Annotated in this window: 19 protein-coding genes and 1 tRNA gene; 11 read left to right on the top strand and 9 right to left on the bottom strand. The window is 61.1% G+C overall.

Features of this window, described 5'->3' with window-relative positions; all coding sequences use genetic code 11:
* Nucleotides 1-5 precede the first annotated feature (5 nt).
* Nucleotides 6-1,937, top strand: a complete 1,932-nt coding sequence (locus tag BLW55_RS13795) for a beta-N-acetylhexosaminidase (protein WP_090329181.1) — start codon at nt 6-8, stop codon at nt 1,935-1,937.
* Between the two features lie 4 nt (nt 1,938-1,941).
* Here the strand turns inward: BLW55_RS13795 and BLW55_RS13790 are convergent, their stop codons facing one another.
* The 5 genes from BLW55_RS13790 to BLW55_RS13770 are packed head-to-tail and all read right to left on the bottom strand — an operon-like array spanning nt 1,942 to nt 6,018.
* Nucleotides 1,942-2,445, bottom strand: coding sequence for a GAF domain-containing protein (locus tag BLW55_RS13790; protein WP_090329180.1), 504 nt, complete (start codon nt 2,443-2,445; stop codon nt 1,942-1,944).
* Nucleotides 2,446-2,457: 12 nt separating this feature from the next.
* A complete protein-coding gene (locus BLW55_RS13785; RefSeq protein WP_090329179.1) occupies nt 2,458-3,210 on the bottom strand; it encodes an ABC transporter ATP-binding protein in 753 nt (250 codons plus the stop codon).
* A complete protein-coding gene (locus BLW55_RS13780; RefSeq protein WP_090329178.1) occupies nt 3,207-4,052 on the bottom strand; it encodes an ABC transporter ATP-binding protein in 846 nt (281 codons plus the stop codon). Before BLW55_RS13780 ends, BLW55_RS13785 begins: the two co-directional genes overlap by 4 nt.
* Nucleotides 4,049-4,945, bottom strand: a complete 897-nt coding sequence (locus BLW55_RS13775; protein ID WP_025029857.1) for an ABC transporter permease — start codon at nt 4,943-4,945, stop codon at nt 4,049-4,051. Before BLW55_RS13775 ends, BLW55_RS13780 begins: the two co-directional genes overlap by 4 nt.
* A complete protein-coding gene (locus BLW55_RS13770; RefSeq protein ID WP_090329177.1) occupies nt 4,942-6,018 on the bottom strand; it encodes an ABC transporter permease in 1,077 nt (358 codons plus the stop codon). The genes BLW55_RS13775 and BLW55_RS13770 overlap by 4 nt, the downstream gene beginning before the upstream one ends.
* Before the next feature lie 232 nt (nt 6,019-6,250).
* Between BLW55_RS13770 and BLW55_RS13765 the strand changes: the two genes are divergently transcribed.
* The 7 genes from BLW55_RS13765 to queF all read left to right on the top strand — a co-directional run bounded on the left by BLW55_RS13765 (nt 6,251) and on the right by queF (nt 12,127).
* Nucleotides 6,251-6,916 carry a helix-turn-helix domain-containing protein gene (locus BLW55_RS13765; protein WP_025029859.1) on the top strand — a complete coding sequence of 222 codons (666 nt, stop codon included), beginning with the start codon at nt 6,251-6,253 and terminating at the stop codon, nt 6,914-6,916.
* A gap of 21 nt (nt 6,917-6,937) precedes the next feature.
* Nucleotides 6,938-8,524: an ABC transporter substrate-binding protein gene (locus BLW55_RS13760; RefSeq protein WP_090330003.1), complete on the top strand. Its 1,587-nt coding sequence runs from the start codon at nt 6,938-6,940 to the stop codon at nt 8,522-8,524.
* 87 nt (nt 8,525-8,611) lie between these two features.
* Nucleotides 8,612-9,709 (top strand): M24 family metallopeptidase, encoded by a 1,098-nt coding sequence (locus tag BLW55_RS13755; RefSeq protein ID WP_090329176.1) that lies wholly within the window; start codon nt 8,612-8,614, stop codon nt 9,707-9,709.
* Nucleotides 9,710-9,846: 137 nt separating this feature from the next.
* On the top strand, nt 9,847-10,578 hold the full coding sequence (queC, locus tag BLW55_RS13750; protein ID WP_090329175.1) for a 7-cyano-7-deazaguanine synthase QueC: 732 nt from the start codon (nt 9,847-9,849) through the stop codon (nt 10,576-10,578).
* Nucleotides 10,571-10,927, top strand: a complete 357-nt coding sequence (queD, locus tag BLW55_RS13745; protein ID WP_007008690.1) for a 6-carboxytetrahydropterin synthase QueD — start codon at nt 10,571-10,573, stop codon at nt 10,925-10,927. The genes queC and queD overlap by 8 nt, the downstream gene beginning before the upstream one ends.
* On the top strand, nt 10,924-11,643 hold the full coding sequence (gene queE, locus BLW55_RS13740; protein ID WP_177175081.1) for a 7-carboxy-7-deazaguanine synthase QueE: 720 nt from the start codon (nt 10,924-10,926) through the stop codon (nt 11,641-11,643). Before queD ends, queE begins: the two co-directional genes overlap by 4 nt.
* Before the next feature lie 16 nt (nt 11,644-11,659).
* Nucleotides 11,660-12,127 carry a preQ(1) synthase gene (queF, locus tag BLW55_RS13735; protein ID WP_090329174.1) on the top strand — a complete coding sequence of 156 codons (468 nt, stop codon included), beginning with the start codon at nt 11,660-11,662 and terminating at the stop codon, nt 12,125-12,127.
* Nucleotides 12,128-12,198: 71 nt separating this feature from the next.
* On the opposite strand, the gene BLW55_RS13730 is transcribed toward queF, so the two are convergent.
* The 3 genes from BLW55_RS13730 to BLW55_RS13720 all read right to left on the bottom strand — a co-directional run bounded on the left by BLW55_RS13730 (nt 12,199) and on the right by BLW55_RS13720 (nt 14,141).
* Nucleotides 12,199-13,020 carry a class I SAM-dependent methyltransferase gene (locus BLW55_RS13730; protein WP_210184103.1) on the bottom strand — a complete coding sequence of 274 codons (822 nt, stop codon included), beginning with the start codon at nt 13,018-13,020 and terminating at the stop codon, nt 12,199-12,201.
* The gene (locus BLW55_RS13725; RefSeq protein WP_177175080.1) at nt 13,017-13,529 is read right to left on the bottom strand and encodes a GNAT family N-acetyltransferase; all 513 of its coding nucleotides are present in this window, start codon (nt 13,527-13,529) and stop codon (nt 13,017-13,019) included. The genes BLW55_RS13730 and BLW55_RS13725 overlap by 4 nt, the downstream gene beginning before the upstream one ends.
* A gap of 138 nt (nt 13,530-13,667) precedes the next feature.
* Entirely contained in the window at nt 13,668-14,141 is a 474-nt protein-coding gene (locus tag BLW55_RS13720; protein ID WP_090329172.1) for a GNAT family N-acetyltransferase, read from the bottom strand.
* Nucleotides 14,142-14,651: 510 nt separating this feature from the next.
* On the opposite strand from BLW55_RS13720, the gene BLW55_RS13710 reads away from it, so the two are divergent.
* Together BLW55_RS13710 and BLW55_RS13705 are read left to right on the top strand one after the other, a co-directional pair.
* The gene (locus BLW55_RS13710) at nt 14,652-16,244 is read left to right on the top strand and encodes a TIR domain-containing anti-phage reverse transcriptase (protein ID WP_342027735.1); all 1,593 of its coding nucleotides are present in this window, start codon (nt 14,652-14,654) and stop codon (nt 16,242-16,244) included.
* Nucleotides 16,245-16,558: 314 nt separating this feature from the next.
* Entirely contained in the window at nt 16,559-17,128 is a 570-nt protein-coding gene (locus BLW55_RS13705) for a hypothetical protein (RefSeq protein ID WP_090329169.1), read from the top strand.
* Nucleotides 17,129-17,443: 315 nt separating this feature from the next.
* Here BLW55_RS13705 and BLW55_RS13700 read toward each other — a convergent pair.
* A tRNA-Ser gene (locus BLW55_RS13700) sits at nt 17,444-17,533 on the bottom strand.
* Nucleotides 17,534-17,763: 230 nt separating this feature from the next.
* Here BLW55_RS13700 and BLW55_RS13695 point away from each other — a divergent pair.
* Nucleotides 17,764-18,075 carry a hypothetical protein gene (locus BLW55_RS13695; protein ID WP_090329168.1) on the top strand — a complete coding sequence of 104 codons (312 nt, stop codon included), beginning with the start codon at nt 17,764-17,766 and terminating at the stop codon, nt 18,073-18,075.
* Nucleotides 18,076-18,262: the final 187 nt, after the last annotated feature.

Genomic DNA, 18,262 nt, shown 5'->3' with positions numbered 1-18,262 from the left:
CACTGATGCCGAACAGCCATGCCTGCCGCCTGCTGACCAATTGGGACGCGGAGCGCCGCGTGATCGAGCTGAAGCTCGAAATGACCGAAGGCGCCCCCATCAGCGGCGCACAGCTCGCCACCACCTCGCTCTTCCGCATTCATCCCGACTGCGAGATCGAGGGGGCAACGCTTGCCGACCAGCTCTCGAACTATCACGTGTTCCTCCAGCCGAAGGGCGCAGTGCTTGCGCCGGGCGAAAGCTGGGTTATTCGAGCAGACCGGCTGAGCCACGTGCTGCGCCATTACACCTATGGCCCCAAGAGCGCGCATCTCATTCTGAAAGACGGAACCACCTGCCCGGTGGACGTGGAACCGATGACGCTGAATGGCGTTCCCGGCGAGCCGAATTGGGAGAAACTCGAGCAGACCGCTCTGCCGGAAGGAGCGGCCCCCATCTCCGTCATTCCCGCACCGCTGGATGTGCAGGTGGATGGCCGGCGCGACACGGCGCAGCCCTTGGTGCCCGCAGCGGAAGCATCGCTTACCGCGCAGAAGGCATTTTCGGCGGTGCGCGCGCTTGCCGGCAGGCTGTTTGCCGATGAGGAGCCCCTTTTCGGTCATGGCGCCGGCCATGTGGTTGCAACGGCGGAGGATCCAGGTCTCCCCGACGGCGGTTACGAAATCGCCTTCGACGCGGAAGGCATCGCGCTCACCGCTGGCGATGAACACGGCTTTCGCCACGGTTTCATCACGCTGGGCCAGATGCTGCGCGGCGCGCGGCTGCGGCCTGACGAATTTACCCTTCCGGAAACCGGGATTGTGCGCGACAGACCGCGGTTCGGCTGGCGGGGCGCCCATCTCGATGTTGCCCGCCAGTTCTATGTCATGCAGGATCTCGTCGATTTTCTCGACTGCCTTGCCTGGAACAAGCTCAACCATTTCCACATGCACCTGAACGATGACGAGGCCTGGCGTCTGGAAATTCCCGGCTGGCCGGCGCTGACGGCGCGAACCGCTTTTCGCGGTGGCGACGAGCTTCTCCCGCCTCTTCTGGGCACGCCTTCCGAGCGTTCGGGCGGATTCTACACCGGCGACGACATTCGCGCGCTGGTGGCCCATGCTGCGGGGCTTGGCATCGAGATTATTCCGGAAATCGACATCCCCGGACATTGCTATTGTGTGCTGCGCGCGCTGCCCCAGCTTTGCGATCCGGGTGAGAACCGCATCTATTACCGCTCGGTGCAGTACTTCCCGAACAACGCGCTCAACCCGGCCGTCGATGCGACCTGGAATTTCCTTGGCGATGTGTTCGATACGCTGGTGGAGCTGTTTCCCGCACGGTACATCCATGCCGGCGCAGACGAAGTTGCCGAGGGTGCCTGGCTGGAATCGCCGCTCGCCCGCACGCTGGGCGAAAAACTGTTCGGCAAGGTCGAGACCTTCTCGCTGCAATCCTACTTCCTCAAGCGCGTGCAGGAGATGCTTCGCGAGCGCGGTCGCGATATCGCCGTGTGGGAAGAGGGCGCGCTTGGCGGCGGGCTCGAAGTGGACGGCGCGCTGCTTGTCGCGTGGAAGGAATCGAAGAGCGGACGCGCTCTGGCCGAACAGGGCTATCGGGTGGTGCTGGCCCCTGCCGAGCACTACTATCTCGACATTGCCCGTTCGACGGAATGGTGGGAACCCGGCGCGAGCTGGGCCGGAACCGTGACGCTGCGCGACACCTATGACTATGAGCCGGGCGGCGACTGGCCGGATGAACTCAAAGGCCAGCTCGCCGGTGTGCAGACATGCCTCTGGTCGGAGAATCTGGCGACGCCCGGCCTCTTCGCACATCTGGTCTATCCGCGCATCTCCGCCATGGCAGAGACGGCGTGGTCGGCAAGCGAGCGCAAGGACTTTGACCGGTTTCGGGCAATTCAGGACCTGATGCCCGTTTCACACCGGACCGTGGCGTGAAGGATTATCCGTCCTTCAACTGGCGGCTGGCAAGGTAGGCTGCCTTTGCCGGCACCGAGAGCCAGGCCTTTGCCAGCGCCACGCGCTCTTGCGTGTAGTGATGCTCGACATCGAGCATGTTGACTGTGCCGACCAGCGTATCGCCCAGCACCACCGGCAGGTTGATGACCGAACCGCAGCCGAGCTTGCCGATCAGCGTGGCGTCGGGGAACACGGTGTCGATGTCGGCCAGCGTGTTGGCGACGAAGCATTCGCGCTTCTTGTGCACCGTCTCGAACCAGCGGTCATAATGGATCGGCTTGGTGCCGGAGACGGGATATTCTTCCGGATGCGAGGTGTAGGAACGGCTTGCCGTTTCCGTCTTCATGTCTGCCGTCATGAAGGTGAACAGCTTCGTGCCGACCACGGCACGCGTCAGCTCCAGCAGCGCATCGAAGGGGGCATCCGGGGTCGTGGCGCGTGAAAGCGCTCGGTCGAATTCGGCCAGCGGGCCGGTGTAGTCGGTCATTTTCAGTCTCTGTTATGCGGGTTGGAGCGTGCCGCCGCTGGCGGCGTAGAGTTCGCGCGAATAGGGATCGGAAAGCCGACCCGTCTTCAACGCATCGACCTTGGCGATCTCGACCACGCGGCCATGACGCATGACCGCCATCCGGTCGCAGAGGAAGGAGACCACGGGCAGATTGTGGGTCACCATCAAATATGTGAGTCCCTGCTCGCGGCGAAGCTTCTTCAGGAGGTTGAGGATTTCCGCCTGCACCGAGACGTCGAGCGCCGAAGTGGGCTCATCGAGCAGCATCACGCGCGGCTCCAGCATCAGCGCACGGGCAATCGCCACGCGCTGGCGCTGGCCGCCTGAAAGCTGGTGCGGGAAGCGGAAGCGGAAACGCTGGTCGAGACCGACCGCGTCGAGCATGTCCTTCACGCGCGTGTCGCGCCCGCCGATGCCATGCACGGCAAGCGGCTCGGCAAGGCAATCGTCCACCGTCTTGCGCGGATGCAGCGATCCATACGGATCCTGAAACACCATCTGGCAGGTTTTTGCGAACTCCCGGTCCGGCGCATGGCCGCGCGGCTTTCCGAGCACAGAGATTTTGCCGGTCCAGTCGGGCGCAAGACCGCTGATCGCACGCAGGATGGTCGACTTGCCGGAGCCCGACTCGCCCACCAGCGCGAAGCTCTCACCCTCGGACACGGAGAAATTGACATCGAACACCACCGGCGTCTTGCCGTAGCTGATCGACAGGTTTTCGAGATGAATTGCGGCGTTCTTCATGTGCCCGCTCCCGTGGTCCAGGTGCTGCGGTCGAGCACCGGCAGTTCGTCGCGGTTCTCGTCCATGCGCGGCATGGCCGCAAGAAGCCCCCTCGTATAGGGGTGCGTCGCCTTGTTAAGGTCGCTGGCCTTGCACGATTCAACGATCTCGCCGCTGTTCATCACGAGGATGCGGTCGCAATAGCGCGAGACAAGGTTCAGGTCGTGGCTGATGAGGATCAGCCCCATGCCCTTGCCGGTGACCAGATCGTCGATGATGTCGAGCACCTGCGCCTGCACCGAAACGTCGAGCGCGGACGTCGGCTCGTCGGCGATCAGAAGGTCGGGCTCGGGGATGAGCATCATGGCGATCATGACGCGCTGGCCCATGCCGCCCGAAACCTCGTGCGGATAGAGGTTTGCCACCCGCTCCGGCTCGTTGATGCGCACGGCTTCCAGCATGGCAAGCACCCGCGCCTTCAGCTCGCTGCGCGGCAGCTTTTTGTGGGTGAGCAGCGCCTCGCCGATCTGAGCGCCGATGGTCATCACCGGGTTGAGCGAGAATTTCGGGTCCTGCATCACCATGGAAATGCGCGCGCCGCGAAGCTCGCGCATCTGCCGTTCGCTTTGCGCCAAAAGGTCGATGCCATCGAAGGTCATCCGGTCCGCCGTCACGCGGCCCGGCTTGCGGATGAGCCGCAGGATGGACCGGCCCGTCATCGACTTGCCGGAACCGGATTCGCCGACGATGCCCAGACGCTCACGGCCAAGCGAGAAGGAAATGCCCTTCACCACGTCGACCGGTCCCCTAGACGTCGGGAAGGTGACGGTCAGGTTTTCGATTTCAAGCAGCGGTGCGCTCATTGCTTTTCTCCCTGCTTGGGATCGAGCACGTCACGCAGACCATCGCCCAGGAAGCAGAAGCCGAGGCTGACGAGAATGATCGCAAAGCCCGGCATGGTGGCGACCCACCACTGATCGAGGATGAAGTTGCGCCCGCGCGAGATCATCGCGCCCCATTCGGGAAGCGGCGGCTGCGCGCCGAGACCGAGGAAGCCGAGGCCGGCGGCAGTGAGGATGATGCCCGCCATGTCGAGCGTCACGCGCACGATGGTCGAGGACGCGCAGAGCGGCAGAACGTGACGCAGGATGACCCGCGTCGCCGAAGCGCCCTGCAGCCTGACCGCCGAGATGAATTCCGAATCCCGGAAGGTGATCGTCTCGGCGCGAGCGATGCGCGCATAAACCGGCCATGCGGTGATGGCGATGGCGATGATGGCGTTTTCGATGCCCGGCCCGAGTGCTGCCACGAAGGCAAGCGCCAGAATGAGCTTCGGCATGGAGAGGAAGATGTCGGTCACGCCCATCAGGACGCGGTCGACCCAGCCGCCGAAATAGCCGGACACCGCACCGACCACGAGGCCGATGGGGGCGGCGATGACGGCCACCATGGTGACGATCAGAAGCGTGATGCGCGCACCATAGACAACGCGCGAATAGATATCGCGGCCAAGCTCATCCGTGCCCATCCAGTGTTCGGCGGAGGGCGGCATGAGGCGGTTTGCGAGATCCTGCCCAACGGGGGAGTAGGGCGCAATCAGCGGGGCGAAGATCGCCATGACGACCAGCACCAGCACGATCAGCGCGCCGACAACGGCGAGCGGATTGCGTAACAGCGCGGTCCAGACGCGCCATGCGCGGCCAAGATTGGCCTGAAGGCGCGAGGCGGGGGAATCGTCGAGAAGCCAGTCAATCATCGGCGTGCCCTCGGGTCGAGGATGCGGTAAAGCACATCGGAAATCTTGTTGATCATGATGAAGACAGCGCCAATCACCAGCGTCGCACCGAGAACGGCGTTCATGTCGGCGGTCAGAAGCGCGGTCGTGAGGTAGTTGCCGATGCCCGGCCACGAGAACACGGTCTCGATCATCACCGAACCTTCCAGCAGCGCCGCATAGGACAGGCCGATCACGGTGATGAGCTGGATGCGGATCGGATAGAACGCATGCCGCCAGATGACACGGCGCTCGGACACGCCCTTCACGCGCGCGGTCGTCACATATTCCTGCCCGAGCTGGTCGAGCATGAAGGAGCGCGTCATGCGGGCGATATAGGCCAGCGAGAAGAAGCCGAGGATCGACGCCGGCAGCATCAGATGGTCGAGCGCGTTCCAGAAGATATCCCACTCGCCGGCGATCACGCTGTCGACCAGATAGAGCCCGGTCACGGGATCGAGCAGGCCGTCATAGAAGATATCGACGCGGCCCGGACCGGCAACCCAGCCAAGCCCCGCATAGAAGACGGCGAGACCGACAAGGCCGAGCCAGAAGGCAGGCACCGAGTAGCCGAGCAGGCCGAGCACGCGGATCACCTGGTCGATCCAGCTGCCCTGATGCGTGGCGGCTACCACGCCCATGGGCACGCCCAAGACGACACCGATGATGATGCCGATGGTGGCCATTTCCAGCGTCGCGGGGAAGACGCGCGCCAGATCGTCGACCACCGGACGCCCGGTGGAGATCGACATGCCGAGATCGCCTGTCAGAACGTCGCCCACATAGGCGAAGAACTGCACGATGAGCGGTCGGTCGAGCCCCATGGCCTGACGCGCCGCCTCATAGACTTCCTGTGTCGCCCGGTCGCCAACAACCGAGAGCACGGGATCGATCGGCACGACACGACCGATGAAGAAGGTGATGGCCAGAAGGCCGAGAAAAGTTCCGGCGACGACGATGGCGAAGCGCAGAACGCTCGCGGCGCTCTCGATCGCTCTGCCGGCCAGCATGCTGATGCGGGCGTTTGCCGCCCCGGTGGATGGTTCAAATGCCATGGCTTTTTCGCTCTCTGGCCGCGGTTTCTTTGAATGGATGCCCCAAACGCGCCCCCTCTCCCCTGGCTGACCTGCAAGCCGGCGCGCGCACCACCAGGAAGCCAACATTCTGTTTTCATGCAGTTTTGCGGCGCAAAAAACCGTCTCGCGCCCTGCAAAACCTTCAAAAAAGTGCTTGGATCATACAAAAAAATCTGGTTACATCAAAAAAATTTTTGTGGGGGAAAAATCTTTGAGCACGCAGCCGGCCCGCGCCACACCCGATGTCGACACCAGAATCGGTGTGCTGATACGCGCCCGCCGAAAGCAGCTCGGCCTGACCCTGCAACAGCTCGGCAAGGCTTCAGGCCTCTCCGTCGGTTATCTGAGCCAGGTGGAGCGCGACAACGCCACGCCGACGCTCGGTTCGCTCGCCGGTATTGCCCGCGCGCTGGGTGTCGGGCTCGATTATTTCGTCGCTCAGCCCCGTGCCGAGGATGGGCTGACCCGTGCCGAAAGCCGCCAGCAGTTTTCAATTGCCGGCTCCTCGATCATCTATGAGCGGCTTGGGACGGAGTTTCCCGGCAGCCAGCTTTCTTCTTTCGTGCTGACGGTGCCGCCCGGCTATTCCTCGGAGACAGTGAGCCATGAGGGCGAAGAGCTGATCTACATTCTCGAAGGCACCATCACCCAGTATCTCGACGGCGAGGAAATGGTGATGAAGGCCGGCGACAGCCTGCATTATCGCGGCAACACCCCGCATGCGTGGAAGAACACCACCGATACACCGGCCCGCCTTTTGTGGACCGGCACGCTGACCGTGTTCGGCGCCAATGGCCAGGCCAACAATCGCATCGAACTGGTTTCGCCGGACAAGAGCCCCGGCAAACCCACAAGAAAAACCAAGAGCAATTCCTGATCCAAAAAGGAGGAGAACATGATGAAGCTCTTCAAGACGGCGCTCCTTGCCGCCGCCCTCACCATGCCGCTGTCGCAACAGGCATTCGCTGCAACGCCGGACAATGTGCTGGTCGTCGCGCAGAATATCGACGACATCGTCGCCATCGATCCCGCACAGGCCTATGAATTCTCGTCGGGCGAGCTGGTCACCAACATCTATGACCGCCTCGTGCAGTATGACGCCGAAGACCCGACGGTGCTCGCTCCCGGCCTTGCAGCCGAGTGGGATGCCGATGCGGAAGCAAAGACCATCACCTTCACCATGCGCGACGGCGCGACCTTCCACTCGGGCAACCCGGTGCGCGCGGAAGACGTGGCGTTTTCCTTTGCCCGCGTCATCAAGCTGAATCTGACCCCGGCCTTCATCCTCGCCCAGCTCGGCTGGACGGCGGAGAATGTGGACCAGATGGTCACCGTCGACGGCAACAAGGTTGTCGTGAAATATGAGGGCGACTTCTCGCCTGCCTTCGTGCTCAACGTGCTGGCCGCCCGCCCGGCTTCCATCGTCGATGAAAAGACGGTGATGGAGCATGAAGAAAACGGCGACATGGGCAACAAATGGCTCAACGCCAATTCCGCCGGTTCCGGCCCGTTCAAGCTGACGGCCTACCGCCCCGGCGAGTTGGTGCGCATGGGCGCCAATGCCGACTACTTCAAGGGTGCGCCGAAGGTCGAGAACGTCATCATCCGCCATGTGGCGGAAGCCGCGACCCAGCAGCTTCTGCTCCAGTCAGGCGACGTGGACATGGCCCGCAATCTGACGCCGGACCAGATCAACGGCATCAGTGCCGACAACATCAAGGTCGAGACCTATCCGCAGGCGGCCGTGCATTTCGTCTCCTTCAACCAGAAGACCGAAGCGCTGCAGCCGGAGGCCGTCTGGGAGGCCGCGCGATACCTCGTCAACTATGAGGGCATGACCGACAGTTTCCTCAAGGGACAGATGGAAATCCATCAGGCTTTCTGGCCGAAGGGCTTCCCCGGTTCCTATGACGAGACGCCCTACACCTATGACCCGGAGAAGGCCAAGCAGATCCTTGCCGATGCCGGTGTGGAAACGCCGATCAAGGTCACGCTCGACGTCATCAACTCGACGCCGTTCACCGACATGGCGCAGTCGCTGCAGGCAAGCTTTGCGGAAGCCGGCATCAATTTCGACATCATCCCCGGCACGGGCTCGCAGGTCATCACCAAGTACCGTGAGCGCAGCCACGAGGCGATGCTGCTCTACTGGGGCCCGGATTTCATGGATCCGCACTCCAACGCGAAGGCCTTCGCCTATAACCGCGACAATTCCGACGACAACTACCAGGCCACCACCACGTGGCGGAACGCCTGGGCCGTGCCGACGGAGATGAACGACAAGACCGCTGCCGCTCTGGCCGAATCCGACGCTGACAAGCGCAACGCGATGTATGTCGAGCTGCAGAAGGAGGTGCAGGCCAAGTCGCCAATCGTCATCATGTTCCAGGCCGCCTATCAGGTCGCCATGGACAAGAAGGTGAATGGCTACGTCAACGGCGCCACCTCCGACTTCGTCTACTACCGGCTCGTCACGAAAGACTGACAAACGCCACACCATTCGAGGCCGCCCCGCCAGTCGTGGCGGCCTCTCTTCTTTTCAAAGCGCCTCTCTCATTTCTGGAGTTTTCCGATGTCCACCACCTCCAACCGGCGGCTTGAGGCCCTGCGCGAGCGCATGCGCGAAACCGGGACCGATCTCGTCGCCATCGGCCCGTCGAGCCACATGATTTATGTGGCGGGCCTCGATCCGCATGGTGATGAACGCCCCGTCATGCTGCTGGTCTCGAAGGATCATGCCGGCTTCCTGATGCCCGCGCTCAATGTCGACAGTTCGCGCCAGAAGACCGACCTGCCCTTCTTCCCCTGGCGCGACGATGACGGCCCGGACGCAGCCCTTGCAGAACTCCTCAGGGCATCGAACCTGCCGGCGGCTCCCAGCGTCGTGATCGACGAGACGATGCGCGCCGATTTCGCACTGCTTCTGCTCGACGCGCTGCCCGGCGCAAAGCGCCGCTTCACCGACGACACGGTGGGCCATCTGCGCGCCCGCAAGGACGAGGACGAGTACAGGCGCCTGAAGGCGAGCGCGGTGCTCAACGACACGGCGGCCATGGCCGGTTTCGATGCGCTGAAGCCGGGTGTCACCGAGCTGGAAGTGGCCGCGGCAGTGCGCGATGTCTACAAGGCAGCCGGGGCCGTGCCGGTGTTCACCAGCGTGTGCTTTGCCGGCAATGGCGCATTCCCGCATCACCACACCGGCGACACGAAGCTGAAGGAAGGCGATGCGGTGCTGATCGACACCGGCGGGCGGCTGGACGGCTACCCCTCCGACATGACGCGCGTCGGCTATTTCGGAAAGCCCGATGCGGAGTTTGAGAAGGTTTACGCCATCGTCGAACAGGCGGTTGCCGCAGCTCTGGCCGCCGCGAAGCCCGGCGTCACCGCAAAGGCCATCGACAAGGCCGCGCGCGACGTGATCACCGAGGCCGGTTATGGCGACTTTTTCCCCCACCGCACCGGACACGGGCTCGGCATCGACATTCACGAGCCGCCCTACATGACCGCCACCTCCGAGACGGTTCTGGACGAAGGCATGGTGTTTTCCATCGAGCCGGGCATCTACCTGCCCGGCAAATTCGGCCTGCGGCTGGAAGAGATCGTCATCATGCGCGCCGATGGTGCGGAGATCCTCTCCGACCTGCCGCGCACCGCGCAGCTGCGCGGATAAAGGCTCACAAAACCGGGCGGCGGTCGGGAAACCGATCGCCGCTTTTCTTTGGGCTGAAGGTCTGATACGCCTCCAGCCGCCGGAGAATTCCGGCACCGGTCGCAGCCTACCCGGTCATTAAAACAAGGAACCCGATCATGAAAACGCTCGTCGTCTGCTCAGGCGGACTCGATTCCGTTTCCCTTGCCCACAAGGTGGCGCGGGAACAAAACCTCATTGGCCTGATCTCCTTCGATTACGGCCAGAGACATCGCAAGGAGCTGGAATTCGCGGCAAAGGCAGCCGCCCGGCTCGGCGTCCCTCACGACCTTCTCGATATCTCCGCCATCGGCCGGCATCTCTCCGGCTCCGCCCTCACCGACGCCATCGACGTGCCGGACGGGCACTATGCCGAGGAGACCATGCGCGTGACGGTGGTGCCCAACCGCAACGCCATCATGCTCACGATAGCCTTCGGCATTGCCGCAGCGCGCGGGGCCGATGCTGTGGCCGCCGCCGTCCATGGCGGCGATCACTTCATCTATCCCGATTGCCGGCCGGGCTTCATCGATGCGTTTCAGGCCATGCAGGATGCTGCGCTCGAAGGCATGGGCGCGGTCAGCCTCTACACGCCCTTCGTGAACGGCACCAAGGGCGATATCGTGCGCGAGGGCGCGCGCGTCGATACGCCCTTTGCCGAAACCTGGTCCTGCTACAGGGGCGGCGAAAACCATTGCGGGCGCTGCGGCACCTGCGTGGAGCGGCGCGAGGCCTTCCACGAGGCCGGTGTCGCCGACCCCACCATCTATGACGATCCGGACTTCTGGCTTGCCGCCACCGCACGAAGGGCCACCCCACGACAGACCAACGGGGAGGCAGAGCATGTATAGGGTCAGCAAGGAGTTTCATTTTTCCGCCTCGCACCGCCTGACGAACCTGCCCGACGACCACCCCTGCGCGCGGCTGCACGGGCACAATTACATCGTGGTGGTGGAACTGGCCGGGGAGCGGCTCGACAATCACGGCTTCGTCCGCGACTATCGCGAGCTGAAGCCCCTGAAAGACCATATTGACGACACGCTCGACCACCGGCATCTGAACGAGGTGTTCGGCCATGACGGCGTCACTGCCGAGTTTCTCGCCAAGGCGCTTTTCGACTGGTGCCGGACGCGCTGGAGCGAGGTGTCGGCGGTGCGCGTGAGCGAGACGCCCAAGACCTGGGCGGAATACCGCCCATGAGCACGCTGCGCATCGCCGAGATTTTCGGCCCCACGATCCAGGGCGAAGGCGCGCTGATCGGCATGCCGACCGTGTTCGTGCGGGCCGGCGGCTGCGACTATCGCTGCCGCTGGTGCGACAGCCTGCACGCCGTCGACAACACCTATCGCCACGACTGGCTGCCCATGCAGAGCCGCGACGTGTTTGAGCGCATAAAGGACCTCTCCGTCGGCGCGCCCGTGATGGTCTCGCTGTCGGGCGGCAACCCGGCGATCCAGCCCTTCGAAGAGCTGATCGATACGGGCCGCGCCGAGGGCTACCGCTTCGCGCTCGAAACGCAGGGCTCCATCGCCCGCGACTGGTTTGCAAAGCTCGACATGCTGGTTCTGAGCCCCAAGCCGCCCTCCTCCGGCGAGACGGTGGACTGGGAGCGTTTCGAAGTCTGCATCGCTGCCGCCGGATCTGCATCCACGGTGATGAAGATCGTCATCTTCGACGAGGCCGATTATCGCTGGGCGCGGCATGTGGCGAACCGCTACCCCGCCCTGCCCCTCTACCTGCAGCCGGGCAACCACACCCCGCCGCCACCCGAAGCCGAGGATGCCGCCATCGACATGGAAGGCATTCTGGAGCGCATGCGCTGGCTGGTGGACCGCACGGTGGCCGACCGCTGGTTCTCCCCCCACATCCTCCCGCAGCTCCATGTGCTCCTGTGGGGCAATCGGCGCGGCGTTTGACAAGGAAGCGACCGCAATGACCGACAAGACCATCTATGACGACCTGACCCTTCTGGGCGGCAGGACCGAACTGCCCGCGTCCCCCGAAGAAGCCGTGCTCGAACGCGTGCCCAACCCGCAGGAGGATGTGCGCTACGCGGTGCGCTTCACCGCGCCGGAATTCACGTCGCTCTGCCCGCTCACGGGCCAGCCCGACTTCGCCCATCTGGTGATCGACTATGTGCCGGCCGGCTGGCTGGTGGAGAGCAAGTCGCTAAAGCTCTATCTCGGCGCGTTTCGCAATCACGGCGCGTTTCACGAAGACTGCACCGTCTCCATAGGCCGCCGCCTGTGCGACCTTCTGGACCCCCACTGGCTGCGCATCGGCGGCTACTGGTATCCGCGCGGCGGCATGCCCATCGACGTGTTCTACCAGACCGGCGAGCCGCCAAAGGGCGTGTGGATCCCCGATCAGGGCGTGCCGCCCTATCGCGGGCGGGGCTGAGATGTTCGCACTGCTTCGCCCCTTCAGCCCCTGAAAGCCCCGGGGCGTGGCATGAGCATGCCTGGAGACATTCATCGTCTCGCAAGCGTGATGATCTCGGGGGCGTGCGGTCCGACCGGATTGCGCCGGAAATCGCCATACTGTTCGCTGATACGGAAGCCTGTTTGTTTCAGCAGGTCGCACAGCGCGTGATGTTCCATGAAACGCAGGGTGCTGCAGCTTGTCGCCGGCAGTCCCGGATGATCCCCTTCGAATGTCTCGACGAAGGTCACGCACCGCCCGTCGAACGGCACCGTAACACGGGTTGTGACCTGTAAGGTTCTGCCATCCGGCTCAATCAGCCGGTCCGGCCCTTCCTGCGCCCACTGTTCCCAGACGCGGGCATCCGGATTGCGTGTTTCGAAGGCAAAACAGCCGCCGGGAACCAGTGCCTCCCGGACGGAATGCAGGAGTGTGGCAAGCTCTTCATCTTCAACGATTGCCTGAAACGCGTGACCCGTCATCACAATCAGTTCAAACTGCTCCCTGAAACCGCAGTCAGCCAGCACGCCGGACAACCATTCAACGCCATCGTATTGTCTCGCGATCCTGAGCATGCTCTCGGCCGGATCAAGACCGCAAAGGCGCCCTGCATGTCCTCCCGCATGTGCCTCGCGCAACAAGGAACCCGTACCACACCCCACATCGAGTACAGACTGCGCCTCATGGATCATCGGCAGATAGAAGTCGAAGTCGCCGCGCAGATGGCGCGGCTGAAGTCGATCATAAAGCGATGCCAGATACGGGTTTGCGTATAATGCATCGATCCCGGCAGTGCCCCCCGGCGCTGTGCCGGAGGCTCCACCGCCGCCATCCCGCGCGGGGCTGAGGCGCGGTTGCGGTTGCGTGTTCAAGACACGCGCTCTCCGCGCGGGCTCTCAAGGGCAAGGACCACCTCTACCTCCTCGTCAAACATGCCACCCGTGGGCACGAAGCCGAGCTTCTCGTAGAATTTCTGCGGGCCGCCCGCGCCGAGCCCGAAGCTCGTGTAGAGCTCCCTTATGCCGCGCGCGCGCAGACGGTCCGCGACCCCGGCGATCGCCCGCCTTCCAAACCCTCGGCCCTGAAACGGCCGGGCGATCATGAAACGCCAGAGATATGGCCCGGGACAATCGATGCCGTCGTCCCAGTCCGATCCCTCGTGCAGCATCACGAAACCCACAAGGCATTCATCCGCATAGATTGCGCGGAACCAGGCCGATTCCGAGCAGAACCCCTCGGCAAGCGAAGTTCCATTGTCGGCAACGAATTCGCGCTGCTGATCCGAAAGCGTCTCGCTCAGTTCGCACACCTCCGACACATTCGCCGAGGTGACGCGGCGGAAGGTGATCTCGGCAGTATTTTCCAGTGCTTCTTCCATCATGTTCGTTCCGTTGACCATCCGGCTGCGCGATCTTCGCAGCCATTTCCTGAACGCGCCGGCAGGCAGGTCAATGCCTGCCGGCGGTCCAATGCCTCTCTGCAAGGGGCCGGAGAGCGCGCGGCTCCCCGGCCCTTGACGTTACACGTCGAGCCGCATCACCATTTCGCCGTCAATGGTTTCGCCGGTTGGCCGAAAGCCCGCCCGTTCGTAGAGCCTGATGGCAGCCTCGTTTTCGGGCTTCACCCCCAGCATGATGAACGGGCAGTCCGGCAGCGCGGACAGCCTGCGGACGATGAGCGAAAGCGCTGCCGCCCCGTAACCGTGCCCCTGGAAGCGGGCATCGATCATCAGACGGTAAAGCCAGCGATTGCCATCGTCTTCGTCGAGGGCGTGCATGGCGAACCCGACGGGCTGGCCTCCCGCGCGGATAACGAGGGGGACGCAGGCGTCGTTCTCGTCCGCTTCCTCAAGCGAATCCGCGTTTGACGCCACAAACCGGGTCTGCTCATCGGCAACGCGGAGCGCGCAGAGATCTGCACGGTCCTCCGGGCTGACGACATGCACGGTGACGGATGACGCAGGCGCCATCCGATGCGATGATTTCTTTTCCATATTTTCCTGCAACGGTGCACACGGGCACCGAAAATGAGCTTCGTTGCAGAGCGCAGATCGAGGGCAGGTCCACCCTTGATACGCTCCCGCGATGCTCGCTGCCGCAGGGTTTTTTAAAGGATTGCGATCCCCGGAACAGCGAGCGCAGATTCACCGATAAAGCCAAACATTGCGCGCCTCCCTGATCGTGGTTCACCGTTTCGCCACTACACGCATGGCGCGCGCACCGCAAGCGGTTTCGAAGCCGTCGATCGTCGATTGGGGGGGCGCGGGATTGTCTGCGTGAAAACACCAGTGCATTGCCCGGCGCAGCGCGGCATTATGGGCCTGTGGCGCGTGAAAATCTGCCTTCCGTTGAGAGGGAAGCGAATGCCCGGAGTGGGCGGAAAGCCGACCTTCGCTGCGATCTGGACGAACGGCAGCGATGCGCAGGCCTCACTCGATAGGGTTGACCAGAAAAGCCTATTCTGTAATCGTTGCGACGAAGGTTCAGCTCTCTAATTTGCACTGGTGAATCCCCGGTGGCTCGCTGAGAAGTTCGTCCAAAATCGCGGTGGTTCGACGGATATTTGTTCGTTGAACACTGTTCAAGGTAGAGAACGAGGGTTGGGCCTTCCAAATCATTTCAATCCCGCAAGCGCCCATCTCCTGATTAGATCTGCGCACTCCGTGCAGGATGTAGCAGGAGCGCTGATGATGCGCCCAGATGGACTGTTTCATGTTCTCAAGAACACAGAGACAGGCAAGTATTACAAAACATTTGAGATTCCCAAAAAACGCGGTGACACAAGGTCAATAGACAAACCACTTGGTGGTTTAGCGATGGCGCAGGAGCGTTTCGCGGCCGTCTTGTTGGAGGTCTACAATCCAAAACCTTTCGTTCATGGGTATGTCCGCGGGCGATCATTCCTCTCGAACGCTCAATACCATCAGAAACAAAGATGGATACTGAACATTGATATCGAAGATTTCTTTGGGTCTATCGGATTCGCGCGGGTTCGCGGCCTCTTCATGTCAACGCTATTCGGATACAACGACCGCGTTGCAACGATTCTGGCTCGTATTTGCACCTACCAAAACCGTCTCCCGCAGGGAGCAAAAACCTCACCGACTCTCGCCAACTTGATTGCGCACAACCTAGACAAAGAACTCATCTCGTTGGCCGCGAAGGAGAACCTACGCTTCTCACGGTATGCCGATGACATCACGTTTTCCTCCAGTTCTAAGAAGATACGAACGTCCCTCATCAAAGAATGGGAACCAGAATACGGTGAACGTGAAGTCGAACTGGGCAAGCGCCTTGAGGAAGCATTTCGAGCTTCGTCTTTCAATATTAACAGGGATAAGACCCGGATTCAGCTTTTCGGTGAGCGGCAAGTCGTGACCGGCCTTATCGTGAATCAATCTCCAAATGTCTGGCGCAAAGACGTCAAGCGACTGCGAATGAAGCTCTACTCAGCCAAAAAGTATGGCTTGGATCAAGCGGCAGAGCTCTGGATTGGTCCTAGGGCTAAGCCCGAGGCCTTCTGGGCCCACGTTGAAGGTTGGCTCGGCTATATCAAGCAGGTTCGTGGTGAAGGAGATGCGGTGCTTTCCAAGCTTTGCAAACAAGCCATTGAGGCAAACCCAAACTCGTCAGATTGGATCCAGGAACACGCTTACATGATGCACGAATTCGACCTATTTCTGTCTCATGCTTCCGAAGACAAGCCGAGGGTCAGAAAACTCTACGAAAAACTCGTCGGCCTCGATGTAAAAGTCTTCTTTGACGAGAGTAGTATTACATGGGGCGACTCGATTGTTGACCAGATCAACATCGGCTTGATGAAATCCAATTTCTTCGTTCCTTTCCTTTCGAGCACTTTTGCGGCCAAAGGGTGGACGAACAAGGAGTTGAACTCAGCGATTTCCATCAACATCAACCGCAAGGGACGAATACTCCCAATCTGCGATCATGACTTCCATGTCGGCCAGAACTACCCGCTACTTGCTGACATCTTGTATGAGAGCTGGCCTGGTCCCGATGCAGATGAGGAAGCCAAGCTGAACGAGATTGCGGACAAGCTTCTTGCGGCCGCAGAGAGGGCGAAGCACCCGCAATGACCCGTTCGACGCTGCTTGAAGTGAATGACCGCTCTCCGCGCGATCATCAGTTTGCCCCATCGGATGCAATTGCAGAAAGGATGTCTCTTCCGGGCCGGGAGCGGCGAAGGTTGGTTTTCAACTAGGCGTTATTCCGCTGCACCGCCGCATGTCCGGTTGGGGCCCTTAGCGGTCATTCGAGCACGCAGTAGGGCGACTGTCCTCGCGGGGGTGGCGAAAGGTATGGCCCTTTACATATGAATCTTGCTTGACACTTCGTCAAGCTGACGCGACTTTCTGGTTTCGAGGGCAGAATTTAGCGCAGGAAAGTTGGCGTGGCAGAAGATAAGAAAACAATTTTCATTGGAACAATTAGCTATTTGCTGTCGCATCGCAACTACCGAGATTTCATTAGCGGCGGTCTGAACGTCAACCAACTGCCGGTGCTATCTGACGCAATTTCAAAAATTCAAGCCGATCTTGAGAAGATTGACCCCATTAATCTTCATCATCGAGGTGGATCTATTGCGCACTCCGAATCGGCCCCAAAAGACCTAATGCGACTTGCCACTGTCGAGCCCTTTCAATTTTCTATCCAAGACTTCTTTATTCAATCCGTTTCATTCGAAAGCGGATCAGTATATGCTAAGGTTCAAATCGGCGCTTTTTTGATATTCACAGCATACCAAGGCTTGGCAGATTACAAAGATGTAAAAGAGGGATTTGCTGAGCTAAGGAAAGATATAATTGAAATAGTAAATATCGCTTTTGAAGTGGACGGCGCTGGTCCGGTTGAAGGCGAACGACCGGAAGATGATGCAGAGATACGCTATTACTTTGTTCAACCGCGGCGCATTGAGGAAGAGGCACTCCGGCGACGGCTCCCACCCGAAAACGACGTGTAACGATTAGGGCTGCCTATTGTAATATAGGTTTGTAGCGGGTTCCTATAGCTTTGCTGCCGTTTGTGATCAGCGCAGATAAAGTCCGCTTCCAGCCGCGCGAGTCGATCCTGCTGAGATACACATCGTCCCCATGCTGCAACGGCGAACGACCGTTCCGTCCGCATAGCTGCCAGCTGATCATCAGAGTTTTCTTGGCTGCATCGAATGTCAGCTATCGAGCCCCGTACTCCGAGATGCGAACGGCAGCTAAGGGCCGGAAGCGCCACCACAATTTGAGCCGATGAATGTCTGGCTTGGGGCCAAATCAGCAGAAAATGGCGGAGAGAGAGGGATTCGAACCCTCGATACGGTTTCCCGTATACACGCGTTCCAGGCGTGCGCCTTCAACCACTCGGCCACCTCTCCACGGCGCGGCGTTGTGAGCCTCGCGAGGGTCATCTAGTCGATCTGATCGAGAATGCCAAGACCAGTCTGTGACAGTTTTGCAATTTGCCGCACTTTCCCGCGTGCCTTCCTCACATACGCTCAACTTTCCGTAGGGTGATTGCCAAGCGCAGCCGCCGGGCCTATGTCTCGCACCGAACGTTTCGTCGTCTGAAGACCGAAACCGGCACCGGCACGGATGTGAGGCCCGAATGTTTCGTCTGTTCTTGCGGATACTGGCTGTTTTAGCCCTCGCAGTCGCTGTCGTCATGGCGGTGATCGATGCGACACGCTCCATCGCGGCTTCGACACTGACCTTCACGCCGCTCGGCGAAAGCTGGTATGCCGTTTCACCCGATACGCTCAATCTCGCACAGGCGACGATCCAGCGCTACACGCTGCCCGCCATCTGGGACCCCGTCATCATCCAGATCCTGACCCTGCCGGGCTGGCTGGTCTTTCTTGTGCTGGCCCTCGTCTTCTACATCGCCGGATACCGGCGCCAGCGAACTGTTCTTGTCTGAATGCAGGAAAGAGGCAGGCCTGCCGCTGGTTGAAACAGGAACTGCAAGACTATCCCAAGTCGTTTTTCCGGACGGTCAAAATTCCGCGTGAATTTTCATTTCAGCCATGCAAGAGTGGCCGCAAGGGGAGAGCGAAAGACTTTCCCCATGCCGTTCCCGATGGTCCACGGCCGTTGCGGGACGCTCG

The sequence above is a fragment of the Nitratireductor aquibiodomus genome, from assembly GCF_900105565.1.
Lineage (GTDB): Bacteria > Pseudomonadota > Alphaproteobacteria > Rhizobiales > Rhizobiaceae > Nitratireductor > Nitratireductor aquibiodomus.
Note: the sequence above shows the minus strand (reverse complement) of the source record. Positions and strands in the feature narration are given on the sequence as shown.